The organism is Pseudomonas sp. SWRI68, from assembly GCF_014269165.1.
Classification (GTDB): Bacteria; Pseudomonadota; Gammaproteobacteria; order Pseudomonadales; family Pseudomonadaceae; genus Aquipseudomonas; species Aquipseudomonas capeferrum.
On the sequence record NZ_JABWRU010000002.1, the window covers coordinates 437,490 to 450,395 of the forward strand.

Annotated in this window: 10 protein-coding genes; 9 read left to right on the top strand and 1 reads right to left on the bottom strand. The window is 63.8% G+C overall.

Going from position 1 to position 12,906, the window contains the following annotated elements; genetic code table 11:
• Positions 1-7 precede the first annotated feature (7 nt).
• The 9 genes from nuoG (at position 8) to HU770_RS05645 (ending at position 12,188) form a co-directional block, all read left to right on the top strand.
• Positions 8-2,722, top strand: a complete 2,715-nt coding sequence (gene nuoG / locus HU770_RS05605; RefSeq protein ID WP_186657397.1) for an NADH-quinone oxidoreductase subunit NuoG — start codon at positions 8-10, stop codon at positions 2,720-2,722.
• Positions 2,719-3,726, top strand: coding sequence for an NADH-quinone oxidoreductase subunit NuoH (nuoH, locus tag HU770_RS05610; protein ID WP_186663236.1), 1,008 nt, complete (start codon positions 2,719-2,721; stop codon positions 3,724-3,726). The genes nuoG and nuoH overlap by 4 nt, the downstream gene beginning before the upstream one ends.
• A gap of 11 nt (positions 3,727-3,737) precedes the next feature.
• Positions 3,738-4,286, top strand: coding sequence for an NADH-quinone oxidoreductase subunit NuoI (nuoI, locus tag HU770_RS05615; protein ID WP_027592814.1), 549 nt, complete (start codon positions 3,738-3,740; stop codon positions 4,284-4,286).
• 10 nt (positions 4,287-4,296) lie between these two features.
• Positions 4,297-4,797, top strand: a complete 501-nt coding sequence (nuoJ, locus tag HU770_RS05620) for an NADH-quinone oxidoreductase subunit J (protein ID WP_012313764.1) — start codon at positions 4,297-4,299, stop codon at positions 4,795-4,797.
• Between the two features lie 3 nt (positions 4,798-4,800).
• The gene (gene nuoK, locus HU770_RS05625) at positions 4,801-5,109 is read left to right on the top strand and encodes an NADH-quinone oxidoreductase subunit NuoK (RefSeq protein ID WP_003251446.1); all 309 of its coding nucleotides are present in this window, start codon (positions 4,801-4,803) and stop codon (positions 5,107-5,109) included.
• Complete coding sequence (gene nuoL, locus HU770_RS05630; protein WP_033699189.1) at positions 5,106-6,959, top strand: NADH-quinone oxidoreductase subunit L; 1,854 nt, start codon at positions 5,106-5,108, stop codon at positions 6,957-6,959. Before nuoK ends, nuoL begins: the two co-directional genes overlap by 4 nt.
• Before the next feature lie 40 nt (positions 6,960-6,999).
• Positions 7,000-8,532: an NADH-quinone oxidoreductase subunit M gene (gene nuoM / locus HU770_RS05635; protein WP_033699192.1), complete on the top strand. Its 1,533-nt coding sequence runs from the start codon at positions 7,000-7,002 to the stop codon at positions 8,530-8,532.
• 7 nt (positions 8,533-8,539) lie between these two features.
• Complete coding sequence (nuoN, locus tag HU770_RS05640; protein WP_033699194.1) at positions 8,540-10,009, top strand: NADH-quinone oxidoreductase subunit NuoN; 1,470 nt, start codon at positions 8,540-8,542, stop codon at positions 10,007-10,009.
• Positions 10,010-10,136: 127 nt separating this feature from the next.
• Positions 10,137-12,188 carry a TonB-dependent receptor gene (locus HU770_RS05645; RefSeq protein WP_186657389.1) on the top strand — a complete coding sequence of 684 codons (2,052 nt, stop codon included), beginning with the start codon at positions 10,137-10,139 and terminating at the stop codon, positions 12,186-12,188.
• Between the two features lie 37 nt (positions 12,189-12,225).
• Here the strand turns inward: HU770_RS05645 and HU770_RS05650 are convergent, their stop codons facing one another.
• Positions 12,226-12,783: an NAD(P)H-dependent oxidoreductase gene (locus HU770_RS05650; protein WP_033699197.1), complete on the bottom strand. Its 558-nt coding sequence runs from the start codon at positions 12,781-12,783 to the stop codon at positions 12,226-12,228.
• Positions 12,784-12,906 lie beyond the last annotated feature (123 nt).

A 12,906-nucleotide genomic window follows, 5' to 3' on the forward strand; every position in this document is an offset into this window, starting at 1 on the left:
TTGAACAATGGCCACTATCCACGTAGACGGCAAAGCGCTCGAAGTCAACGGTGCAGACAACCTGTTACAGGCGTGTCTGTCGCTCGGCCTCGACATCCCTTATTTCTGCTGGCACCCGGCGCTTGGTAGCGTTGGCGCCTGCCGGCAATGTGCGGTCAAGCAGTACACCGACGAGAACGACACCCGTGGTCGTATCGTCATGTCCTGCATGACCCCTGCCTCCGACGGCACCTGGATCTCCATCGAAGATGACGAGTCCAAGGCGTTTCGCGCCAGCGTCGTCGAGTGGCTGATGACCAACCACCCGCACGACTGCCCCGTGTGCGAGGAAGGCGGTCACTGCCACCTGCAGGACATGACGGTAATGACCGGCCACAACGAGCGCCGTTACCGTTTCACCAAGCGTACCCACCAGAACCAGGACCTCGGCCCGTTCATCGCCCACGAGATGAACCGCTGCATCGCCTGCTACCGCTGCGTGCGTTACTACAAGGACTACGCAGGCGGCACCGACCTGGGTGTCTACGGCGCCCACGACAACGTGTACTTCGGCCGCGTTGAAGACGGCGTGCTGGAGAGCGAGTTCTCCGGCAACCTGACCGAGGTCTGCCCGACCGGTGTATTCACCGACAAGACCCACTCCGAGCGCTACAACCGCAAGTGGGACATGCAGTTTGCCCCAAGCATCTGCCACGGTTGCTCCAGCGGCTGCAACATCAGCCCGGGCGAGCGCTACGGTGAACTGCGTCGCATCGAGAACCGCTTCAACGGCTCGGTCAACCAGTACTTCTTGTGCGACCGTGGCCGCTTCGGCTATGGCTACGTCAACCGCACCGACCGCCCACGCCAGCCACGCCTGGCCGATGGCACCAAGCTGAGCCTGGACGCCGCCCTGGACAAGGCCGCCGACCTGCTGCGCGGCCGCACCATCGTCGGCATCGGCTCGCCACGCGCCAGCCTCGAAAGCAACTACGGCCTGCGCGAGCTGGTCGGTGCCGAGTACTTCTACTCCGGCATGGAAGCAGGCGAACTGGCCCGCGTGCGCCTGGCCCTGAACGTGCTGAACAACAGCCCGCTGCCCGTGCCGACCCTGCGCGACATCGAAGACCACGACGCAGTGTTCGTGCTCGGTGAAGACCTGACCCAGACCGCCGCCCGCGTTGCCCTGGCCGTACGCCAGGCCACCAAAGGCAAGGCCGAAGCCATGGCCGAGGCGATGAAAGTGCAGCCTTGGCTGGACGCTGCGGTGAAAAACATCGGCCAGCACGCGCTGTACCCGCTGTTCATCGCGTCCCTGGCTGAAACCAAGCTGGACGACGTTGCCGAAGAATGCGTGCACGCAGCCCCGGCCGACTTGGCCCGCATCGGTTTCGCCGTGGCCCACGCCATCGACCCGAGCGCCCCGGCCGTTGCTGGCTTGGACGACGAAGCCAAGGCCCTGGCCCAGCGCATCGCCGACGCCCTGGTCGCGGCCAAGCGCCCGCTGGTGGTTGCCGGTACTTCGCTGGCCGACCCTGCCCTGATCGAAGCCGCCGCCAACATCGCCAAGGCCCTGAAGCTGCGCGACAAGAACGGTTCGCTGAGCCTGGTTGTGCCTGAGGCCAACAGCCTCGGCCTGGCCATGCTTGGCGGTGAGTCCGTCGATGCCGCGCTGGATGCGGTCATCAGCGGCAAGGCCGACGCCATCGTGATCGTGGAAAACGACCTGTACACCCGCGTAGCGGCCGCCAAGGTCGATGCCGCACTGGCCGCAGCCAAGGTGGTGATCGTCGCCGATCACTCCCACACCGCGACCCTGGAGCGTGCGCACCTGGTGCTGCCAGCGGCCTCGTTCGCCGAAGGCGACGGTACCCTGGTCAGCCAGGAAGGCCGTGCCCAGCGCTTCTTCCAGGTGTTCGACCCGCAGTACCTGGACAGCAGCATCCTGGTCCACGAAGGCTGGCGCTGGATGCACGCCCTGCGTGCCACCCTGCTGAACAAGCCGGTCGACTGGACCCAGCTGGACCACGTCACCAGCGCCTGCGCCGAAGCCGCCCCGCAACTGGCTGGCATCGTCAACGCTGCGCCAAGCGCCGCCTTCCGCATCAAGGGCATGAAGCTTGCCCGTGAGCCGCTGCGCTACTCCGGCCGTACCGCCATGCGCGCCAACATCAGCGTGCACGAGCCACGCACCCCGCAAGACAAGGACACCGCGTTCGCCTTCTCGATGGAAGGCTACTCGGGCTCCGCCGAACCGCGCCAGCAAGTGCCGTTCGCCTGGTCGCCGGGCTGGAACTCGCCGCAAGCCTGGAACAAGTTCCAGGACGAGGTTGGCGGCCACCTGCGTGCCGGTGACCCGGGCGTGCGCCTGATCGAATCGCAAGGCGATCGCCTGAACTGGTTCAACGCCATCCCGGGCGCCTTCAACCCGGCCCGTGGCACCTGGACTGCAGTACCGTTCTTCCACCTGTTCGGCAGCGAAGAAAGCTCCTCGCGCGCCGCCCCGGTGCAAACGCGGATTCCAGCCGCCTATGTCGGCCTGGCCAAGTCCGAAGCCGACCGCCTGGGTGTCAACGAAGGAGCGCTGCTGAGCCTGAACGTGGCTGGCGTGGCCCTGCGCCTGCCGCTGCGTATCAATGAAGAGCTGGGCGCAGGCCTGGTCGCGCTGCCGAAAGGCCTGGCCGGCATTCCGCCTGCCATCTTCGGTGCACCCGTAGAAGGCCTGCAGGAGGCAGCACAATGAGCTGGTTCACCCCCGAAGAGATCGATGTGATCATCCAGGTCGTCAAGGCTATCGTGGTGCTGCTGGCCGTCGTGGTCTGCGGCGCCCTGCTCAGCTTCGTCGAGCGCCGCCTGCTGGGCTGGTGGCAGGATCGCTACGGCCCTAACCGTGTCGGCCCGTTCGGCATGTTCCAGATCGCCGCCGACATGCTGAAGATGTTCTTCAAGGAAGACTGGAACCCGCCCTTCGTCGACAAGATGATTTTCACCCTGGCGCCGGTCGTGGCCATGAGCGCGCTGCTGATCGGCTTCTCGATCATCCCGATCACACCGGGCTGGGTCGTTGCCGACCTGAACATCGGCCTGCTGTTCTTCTTCGCCATGGCTGGCCTGTCGGTATACGCCGTACTGTTCGCCGGTTGGTCGTCGAACAACAAGTACGCCTTGCTGGGCAGCCTGCGGGCGTCGGCACAGACCGTTTCGTACGAGGTGTTCCTGGGCCTGGCGCTGATGGGCGTGGTGGTGCAGGTGGGTTCGTTCAACATGCGCGACATCGTTGAATACCAGGCCCAGAACCTGTGGTTCATCATTCCGCAGTTCTTCGGCTTCTGCACCTTCTTCATCGCTGGCGTCGCCGTGACTCACCGTCACCCGTTCGACCAGCCAGAAGCGGAACAGGAACTGGCCGACGGCTACCACATCGAGTATGCCGGCATGAAATGGGGCATGTTCTTCGTCGGTGAGTACATCGGCATCATCCTCATCTCGGCGCTGCTGGTGACCCTGTTCTTCGGCGGCTGGCACGGCCCGTTCGGTATCCTGCCGCAGGTGCCGTTCCTGTGGTTCGCGCTGAAAACCGCGTTCTTCATCATGCTGTTCATCCTGCTGCGCGCCTCGATCCCGCGCCCACGCTATGACCAGGTGATGGACTTCAGCTGGAAGTTCTGCCTGCCGCTGACCCTGATCAATTTGCTGGTGACCGCTGCGATCGTGCTTTACAACACGCCAGCCGTCGCGGCCCAGTGAGGATTTGACCCATGTTCAAATATATCGGCGACATCGTTAAAGGCACCGGCACTCAGCTGCGCAGCCTGGCAATGGTGTTCTCCCACGGGTTCCGCAAGCGCGACACCCTGCAGTACCCCGAAGAAGCTGTGTACCTGCCGCCGCGCTATCGCGGCCGCATCGTCCTCACCCGCGACCCCGACGGCGAGGAGCGCTGCGTGGCGTGCAACCTCTGCGCGGTGGCCTGCCCGGTCGGCTGCATCTCGCTGCAGAAGGCCGAGACCGAGGACGGCCGTTGGTACCCTGAGTTCTTCCGCATCAACTTCTCGCGTTGCATCTTCTGCGGCCTGTGCGAGGAAGCGTGCCCGACCACCGCGATCCAGCTGACTCCGGATTTCGAAATGGCCGAGTTCAAGCGTCAGGACCTGGTGTACGAGAAAGAAGATCTGCTGATCTCCGGCCCCGGCAAGAACCCTGACTACAACTTCTACCGTGTTGCGGGTATGGCGATCGCTGGCAAGCCGAAGGGCTCTGCGCAGAACGAGGCCGAGCCGATCAACGTGAAGAGCTTGCTCCCATAAGGACAGAAAGATGGAATTCGCTTTCTACTTCGCATCCGGGATCGCCGTGGTCTCCACCCTTCGGGTGGTAACCGGCACCAACCCCGTGCACGCCCTGCTCTACCTGATCATTTCGCTGATTTCCGTGGCAATGATCTTCTTCGCCCTCGGTGCGCCGTTTGCCGGCGCCCTGGAAGTGATCGCCTACGCTGGCGCCATCATGGTGCTGTTCGTGTTCGTGGTGATGATGCTCAACCTGGGGCCGGCCTCAGTCGCCCAGGAACGCGGCTGGCTCAAGCCCGGCATATGGGCGGGGCCGGTGATACTGGGCACCCTGCTGCTGCTGGAGCTGCTGTACGTGCTGTTCGTCACCCCGAGCGGTGCCGGCATCAGCGGTACCACCGTGGGCCCGAAAGAAGTGGGCATCAGCCTGTTCGGCCCGTACCTGCTGGTGGTCGAACTGGCTTCGATGCTGCTGCTCGCCGCAGCCGTCACCGCCTTCCACCTGGGCCGCAACGAGGCGAAGGAGTAAATCATGGGTGCTATCCCTCTCGAGCATGGTCTGGCGGTCGCCGGCATCCTGTTCTGCTTAGGTCTGGTTGGCCTGATGGTCCGCCGCAACATCCTCTTCGTGCTCATGAGCCTGGAAGTCATGATGAACGCCTCTGCCCTGGCGTTCGTCGTCGCCGGTGCCCGTTGGGTCCAGCCCGACGGCCAGGTGATGTTCATTCTGGTGATCAGCCTGGCAGCCGCCGAGGCCAGCATTGGCCTGGCCATCCTGCTGCAGCTGTATCGCCGCTTCCACACTCTCGACATCGATGCTGCCAGTGAGATGCGCGGATGAACCTTCTCTTCCTGACTTTCGTCTTCCCCCTGATCGGCTTCCTGCTGCTGTCGTTCTCGCGCGGGCGGTTCTCGGAGAACCTGTCCGCCCTGATCGGCGTCGGCTCGGTCGGCCTCTCGGCCGCGACAGCCGCCTACGTCATCTGGCAATTCAACGTCGCACCGCCTGAAGGCGGCGCGTACAGCCAGCTGCTGTGGCAGTGGATGTCGGTGGACGGCTTCGCGCCGACCTTCACCCTGCACCTGGACGGCCTGTCGGTCACCATGCTCGGCGTGGTCACTGGCGTGGGCTTCCTGATCCACCTGTTCGCGTCCTGGTACATGCGTGGCGAAGCCGGTTACTCGCGCTTCTTCTCGTACACCAACCTGTTCATCGCCAGCATGCTGTTCCTGATCCTGGGCGATAACCTGCTGTTCATCTACTTCGGCTGGGAAGGCGTGGGCCTGTGCTCGTACCTGTTGATCGGTTTCTACTACAGCAACCGCAACAACGGTAACGCGGCACTCAAGGCCTTCATCGTCACCCGTATCGGCGACGTGTTCATGGCCATCGGCCTGTTCATCCTGTTCGCCCAGCTGGGTACCTTGAACGTGCAGGAACTGCTGGTACTGGCACCGCAGAAGTTCCAGGCGGGCGACACCTGGATGGTGCTGGCGACCCTGATGCTGTTGGGTGGCGCGGTCGGTAAATCGGCCCAGTTGCCCTTGCAGACCTGGCTGGCCGACGCGATGGCAGGCCCTACCCCGGTTTCGGCACTGATCCACGCGGCAACCATGGTGACTGCGGGCGTGTACCTGATCGCCCGTACCAACGGCCTGTTCCTGCTGGCCCCGGACATCCTGCACCTGGTGGGTGTGGTCGGTGGTGTGACCCTGGTGCTGGCCGGCTTCGCCGCGCTGGTACAGACCGACATCAAGCGTATCCTCGCCTACTCGACCATGAGCCAGATCGGCTACATGTTCCTGGCCCTGGGCGTGGGTGCCTGGGACGCGGCGATCTTCCACCTGATGACCCACGCCTTCTTCAAGGCCCTGCTGTTCCTTGCGTCCGGTGCGGTGATCGTTGCCTGCCACCACGAGCAGAACATCTTCAAGATGGGCGGCCTGTGGAAGAAGCTGCCGCTGGCCTACGCCAGCTTCGTGGTCGGTGGCGCCGCCCTGGCGGCCCTGCCGATCGTGACCGTGGGTTTCTACTCCAAGGACGAGATCCTCTGGGAAGCCTTCGCCAGCGGCAATACCGGCCTGCTGTACGCCGGCCTGGTCGGTGCGTTCATGACCTCGCTGTACACCTTCCGCCTGATCTTCATCGCCTTCCACGGCGAAGCCAAGACCGAAGCCCACGCCGGCCACGGCATCAGCCACTGGCTGCCGCTGGGCGTGCTGATCGTGCTGTCGACCTTCGTCGGCGCCTGGATCACCCCACCGCTGGCAGGCGTGCTGCCTGAAAGCGCCGGTCACGCCGGTGGTGACGCCAAGCACTCGCTGGAGATCGCTTCGGGCGCCATCGCCATCGCCGGTATCCTGCTGTCAGCCCTGCTGTTCCTGGGCAAGCGCCGCTTCGTCAGCGCGATCGCCAACAGCGGCATCGGCCGTGTCCTGTCGGCCTGGTGGTTCGCCGCCTGGGGCTTCGACTGGATCTACGACAAGCTCTTCGTCAAACCTTACCTGCTGATCTGCCACATCCTGCGCAAGGACCCGGTAGACCGCAGCATCGGCCTGATCCCTCGGATGGCGCGTGGCGGCCACGTCGCCATGAGCAAGACCGAGACTGGCCAGCTGCGCTGGTACACCGCCTCGATCGCCGTCGGCGCCGTGCTGGTGCTCGGTGCTGTGGTAGTGGCTGCGGTATGACTATGAATCTTGCGACTTTGCCAAAGGAAACCAACCCGTCATGATTTTGCCTTGGCTGATCCTGATCCCCTTCATCGGCGGCTTCCTGTGCTGGCTGGGTGAGCGCTTCGGCGCCACCCTGCCGCGCTGGATCGCGCTGCTGACCATGTCCCTGTTGCTCGGCATCGGCCTGTACCTGTGGGGCACCGGCGACTACACCCTGGCGCCTGCGCCGGGTGCCGAACCTGCCTGGGCACTCGAATACAAAGTCGAGTGGATCAAGCGCTTCGGCATCAGCATCCACCTGGCCCTCGATGGCTTGTCGCTGCTGATGATCCTGCTCACCGGCCTGCTCGGTGTGCTGTCGGTACTGTGCTCCTGGAAAGAGATCCAGCGCCACGTCGGCTTCTTCCACCTCAACCTGATGTGGATCCTCGGCGGCGTGGTCGGTGTATTCCTGGCCCTGGACCTGTTCCTGTTCTTCTTCTTCTGGGAAATGATGCTGGTGCCGATGTATTTCCTCATCGCGCTCTGGGGTCACAGCTCGGCGGACGGCAAGAAGACCCGGATCTACGCCGCAACCAAGTTCTTCATCTTCACCCAGGCCAGCGGCCTGATCATGCTGGTCGCGATCCTTGGCTTGGTGCTGGTCAACTACAACACCACCGGCGTGCTCACCTTCAACTACAGCGACCTGCTCAAGGCCGAGCTGCCGCCTGGCGTCGAATACGTGCTGATGCTGGGCTTCTTCATCGCCTTCGCGGTCAAGCTGCCAGTGGTGCCGTTCCACTCCTGGCTGCCTGATGCGCACGCCCAGGCGCCAACCGCAGGTTCCGTGGACCTGGCGGGTATCTTGTTGAAGACTGCGGCCTACGGCCTGCTGCGCTTCGCCCTGCCGCTGTTCCCGAACGCTTCGGCAGAGTTTGCGCCGATCGCCATGACCCTGGGCCTGATCGGTATCTTCTACGGTGCCTTCCTGGCCTTCGCGCAAACCGACATCAAGCGCTTGATCGCCTTCTCCAGCGTCTCGCACATGGGCTTCGTGCTGATCGGTATCTACTCCGGCAGCCAGCAAGCCCTGCAAGGCGCGGTGATCCAGATGCTGGCCCACGGCCTGTCGGCCGCCGCACTGTTCATTCTGTCCGGCCAGCTGTACGAGCGCCTGCACACCCGTGACATGCGTCAAATGGGTGGCCTGTGGCACCGCATCGCCTACCTGCCTGCAATCAGCCTGTTCTTCGCCGCCGCATCGCTGGGCCTACCAGGCACCGGCAACTTCGTCGGCGAGTTCCTGATCCTGATCGGCAGCTTCGCCAGCGTGCCATGGATCACCGTGATCGCCACCACCGGCCTGGTCTTCGGCTCGGTCTACTCGCTGATCATGATCCACCGTGCCTACTTCGGCCCAAGCAAGAGCGACACCGTGCTGGCCGGCATGGACGGCCGCGAGCTGATCATGGTGCTGGGCCTGGCGGTGCTGCTGATCGTGCTTGGTGTGTACCCGCAGCCGTTCCTCGACACTTCTGCCGCCACCATGAGCGGTGTGCAGCAGTGGCTTGGCTCCGCTTTCACTCAACTCGCTTCGGCCCGGTAAGAGCGCTATGGAATTCACCACTCAACACTTCATCGCATTGGCGCCGATGCTGATCACCACCATCACCACGGTGGTGGTGATGCTGGCGATCGCCTGGAAGCGCAACCACTCGCAGACCTTCCTGCTGTCCACCGTCGGCCTTAACCTGGCCTTGCTGTCGATTCTGCCGGCCCTCAAGGTTGCACCGCTGGCGGTCACCTCGCTGATCACCATCGACAAGTTCGCCTGCCTGTACATGGCGATCATCCTGGTGGCTACGCTGGCCTGCGTCACCCTCGCCCACGCCTACCTTGGCGAAGGCTCCAAGGGCTTCCCGGGCAACCGCGAAGAACTGTACCTGCTGCTGCTGATGTCGGCCCTCGGTGGCCTGGTGCTGGTCAGCGCCAACCACCTGGCCGGCCTGTTCATCGGCCTGGAGCTGCTGTCGGTACCGGTCTACGGCCTGGTGGCGTACGCCTTCTTCAACAAGCGCTCGCTGGAAGCCGGCATCAAGTACATGGTGCTGTCGGCCGCAGGTTCGGCCTTCCTGCTGTTCGGCATGGCACTGCTGTACGCCGATGCAGGCAGCCTGAGCTTCGACCAGATCGGCAAAGCCCTGGCAGCCACCAACATGCCAAGCCTGGTTGCGCAACTGGGCCTGGGCATGATGCTGGTCGGCCTGGCCTTCAAGCTATCGCTGGTCCCCTTCCACCTGTGGACCCCGGACGTGTACGAAGGCGCCCCGGCGCCGGTCGCCGCGTTCCTGGCCACCGCGAGCAAGGTGGCGGTGTTCGCCGTGGTCGTGCGCCTGTTCATGCTCTCCCCTGCTGCCAGCAGCGGCGTGCTGAGCACCGTACTGGCGGTGATCGCGGTTGCCTCGATCCTGGTCGGTAACCTGCTGGCTCTGACCCAGAGCAACCTCAAGCGCCTGCTCGGTTACTCGTCCATCGCCCACTTCGGCTACCTGGTCATCGCCCTGGTCGCCAGCAAGGGCCTGGCCCTGGAGGCCATGGGCGTGTACCTGGTCACCTACGTGATCACCAGCCTTGGCGCCTTCGGCGTCATCACGCTGATGTCCTCGCCTTACGGCGGCCGTGACGCCGATGCCCTGTACGAGTACCGCGGCCTGTTCTGGCGCCGCCCGTACCTGACTGCGGTACTGACCGTGATGATGCTGTCGCTGGCCGGTATCCCGCTGACTGCGGGCTTCATCGGCAAGTTCTACATCATCGCCACCGGCGTCGAGTCGCACCTGTGGTGGCTGGTCGGCGCCCTGGTGATCGGTAGCGCCATCGGCGTTTACTACTACCTGCGCGTCATGGTCACCCTGTACCTGGTCGAGCCGAACCTGCGTCGCCACGACGCCCCGCTGAAGTGGGAACAGCGCACTGGCGGCGTGATGCTGCTGGCTATCGCGATCCTGGCCTTCGTGCTCGGTGTCTACCCGCAACCGCTGCTGGAAATGGTTCAGCAGGCGGGCCTGCAACTGATCGGCTGACCTCCGGCGATCCTGAACAACCCCGCCTCGGCGGGGTTGTTCTTTTTCAGGGCTACAGAACGAAAGCTGTGCTTCGTCTGACACTTGCAGCGTCAGATTCCCGCTTATCGATCTGGAAGCCCTTGCCATGCGCCCTACCCTCCCCCTCTCCTTGCTGGCCCTGTTGGTCTCCAGCGCCACCCAGGCCACAGGCCGCGTCGAACTCGACCAAGTGTTGATCGAAGATCAGCAACAGACCGAACTGGAGGCTGCCGCCGAGCACCTGCGGGAAATCCCTGGCGCCAGCAATCTGGTGGACATGAACCGCGTGGGGCAAGGCCGGGTCGCCAGCAATCAGGATGTGCTGGCCTACCAGCCTGGGGTGTTCGCCCAGTCGGCGGGCAACGATGGCATCAAGCTGTCGATCCGTGGTTCGGGCATCAACCGCGCTCCGGGGGCGCACGGCTCCGGGGTCTACACGATGTTCGACGGCTTGCCGCTGACCGGCCCCGGCGGCACCCCCTATGAACTGTTCGAGCCGCTATGGCTGAGTCGCGCCGAGGTATTGCGCGGGGCCAACGGTTTCGATCAGGGCGCCCTGGCCCTGGGGGGTGCCATCAACTATGTCACCCACACCGGTTACGATGCCGCGCCACTGCAGGTGCGCTACGAGGTTGGTAGCCGCGGCTACCAACATCGGCACATCAGTTCTGGCCAGGTGCTGGGCAACCTCGATTACTACGTGGCGCTGACCGACTCGGAATACGACGGCTATCAGGCGCACAGCAGTGGCAGCGCCAAGGGTATCGCCGCCAATGTCGGCTACCGGTTCAACCCGAACCTTGAAACACGTTTTTACCTGCGTTATCGCGAAACCGAGAACGACCTGGCCGGGCGCCTGACCAAGGACCAGATCAAGCACGACCCGCGTGCCGCCAACGCGGCGTACCTGGCCCGCGACGACAGCCGGCCGCAACCGGGCAGCACCTGGGTGGCCAACAAGACCACCTTCTACCTTGAGGACGATGCCCGGGTAGAAGCCGGGCTGGTCTATCACGACTTCCCGATGGACCTGCGCGAAGGCCCAATGCGCCTCAAGGTGGCCTACACCGATGTCAGCGGCACCCTGAACTACCTGCGCCGCGATACCCTGCTGGGCCACGAGAGCAAGACCACCGTGGGCTGGCGAACCACCAAACACCTGCCCAACAGCGGTGCCTCGCAATTTGCCCGCACCAGCGGTGACAACTTCGGCGCACGCAGCCGCGACTTCAGCTACCAGGGCTCGGATACCGTGCTGCATGTCGGCAACGATCTGGAACTGATCCCTGATTTGTGGCTGACCACGGGCCTGGCGATGATCTATACCCGACGTGAAAGTGACGTCAGCTACCCTGCCACCGGCGGCAAGGTCAGCCAGCACGACTGGGACTACGCGCCGCGCCTGGGCCTGCGCTATGACATCAACCCGCACCTGCAGGTCTATGGCAACCTGAGCCGGTCCGTCGAGCCACCGCACCCGTGGTCGCTGATCTGGAGCGCCACGGCGGCGACACAACCTGTCGAAATGCAGAACCAGACAGCCACCACGCTTGAACTGGGCGCACGCGGCGACTCTGCGCTGGGGCGCTGGGACCTGGCGTGGTATTACTCGCAAGTGCGCCACGAACTGCTGGCCGTGGAAATCGTGCAGGGCCTGCCGGCCAAAGAATACAATGCCAGCGCCACCGTACACCAAGGTGTCGAGGCGGGCCTGGACAGCACCTTGTGGGAGCAAGCCGGCAGGGGCAAGCTGAGCCTGCGCCAGGCCTACACCTTCAGTGACTTCCACTACCGCGACGACGACACCTTCGCTGACAACCGCCTGCCTGGCATCCCCATGCATTACTACCAGGCCGAGTTGCGCTACGACTGGCCGAGCGGGTTCTATGCCGGGGTCAATACGCAGATGGCCTCCAAGGTGCAGGTCGACTATGCCAACAGTTACCACGCCGATGCCTATGCCTTGCTGGGGGCACGCCTGGGTTGGGACTCACCGAAACAGGACTGGCAGACCTGGCTGGACCTGCGCAACCTGACCAACAAACGCTATGCCGCGACAGTGACGCCGGGTTACAACGATGGCGGGCAGGACATCGCCCGGTCGACGCCGGGCGAAGGGTTTGCGGTCTATGCAGGGGTGTCCTACAGCTTCCGATAAACGGCCGGGGCCGCTGTGCGGCCCATTGCCGTCACCCTCAAACCGCCCTGTTCAACTTCACCCACGAGGCGAACTTGTCGATAAAGGCCTGCAGAAACGGCCGGGTCTTGTCGTTGAGTTTGCCCGAATCCTCGAACAGGTTGGCCGCGCCACCGAGGTACGCCTCAGGCATCTGCATGCAGGGCATGTCGAGAAACACCAGCGACTGGCGCACGGCATGGTTGGCGCCAAAACCGCCAATCGCCCCCGGCGACACACTCACCACCGCAGCCGGTTTGCCGCTCCAGGCGCTTTGACCATAGGGCCGCGAGCCGACGTCGATGGCATTTTTCAAGCAACCCGGCACCGAACGGTTGTACTCCGGCGTGACGAACAGCACCGCATCACTGCCGCGGATCTGCTCGCGAAAGCGCTGCCAGGGCTCAGGTGCGTTGGCCTCGACGTCCTCGTTATACAGGGGCAGGTCGCCAATCTCGACGATCTTCAAGGCAAGGCTGGACGGCGCCAGCTCCGAAAGTGCGCGGGCTACCTTGCGGTTGTAGGAATCCTTGCGCAAGCTGCCGACGACGACCGCTACCGAATACACCTGGCTCATGGCGATTTCCAACCTTTGCTGGCTAAGAGACGTTGTAGTTATAGATGACCGTTTCTCGCCGCTTTGGTTTTTTTTCCACGAGGGGAAAACTTCCGGGTATCTTGTACGGTCTATGTTTGCAGA

Coding starts and splice junctions, on each gene's coding strand:
- nuoM (WP_033699192.1), top strand. CDS start 7,000: ATGATTTTGCCTTGGCTGATCCTGATCCCCTTCATCGGCGGCTTCCTG.
- nuoI (WP_027592814.1), top strand. CDS start 3,738: ATGTTCAAATATATCGGCGACATCGTTAAAGGCACCGGCACTCAGCTG.
- nuoJ (WP_012313764.1), top strand. CDS start 4,297: ATGGAATTCGCTTTCTACTTCGCATCCGGGATCGCCGTGGTCTCCACC.
- nuoG (WP_186657397.1), top strand. CDS start 8: ATGGCCACTATCCACGTAGACGGCAAAGCGCTCGAAGTCAACGGTGCA.
- HU770_RS05645 (WP_186657389.1), top strand. CDS start 10,137: ATGCGCCCTACCCTCCCCCTCTCCTTGCTGGCCCTGTTGGTCTCCAGC.
- nuoL (WP_033699189.1), top strand. CDS start 5,106: ATGAACCTTCTCTTCCTGACTTTCGTCTTCCCCCTGATCGGCTTCCTG.
- nuoH (WP_186663236.1), top strand. CDS start 2,719: ATGAGCTGGTTCACCCCCGAAGAGATCGATGTGATCATCCAGGTCGTC.
- HU770_RS05650 (WP_033699197.1), bottom strand. CDS start 12,783: ATGAGCCAGGTGTATTCGGTAGCGGTCGTCGTCGGCAGCTTGCGCAAG.
- nuoK (WP_003251446.1), top strand. CDS start 4,801: ATGGGTGCTATCCCTCTCGAGCATGGTCTGGCGGTCGCCGGCATCCTG.
- nuoN (WP_033699194.1), top strand. CDS start 8,540: ATGGAATTCACCACTCAACACTTCATCGCATTGGCGCCGATGCTGATC.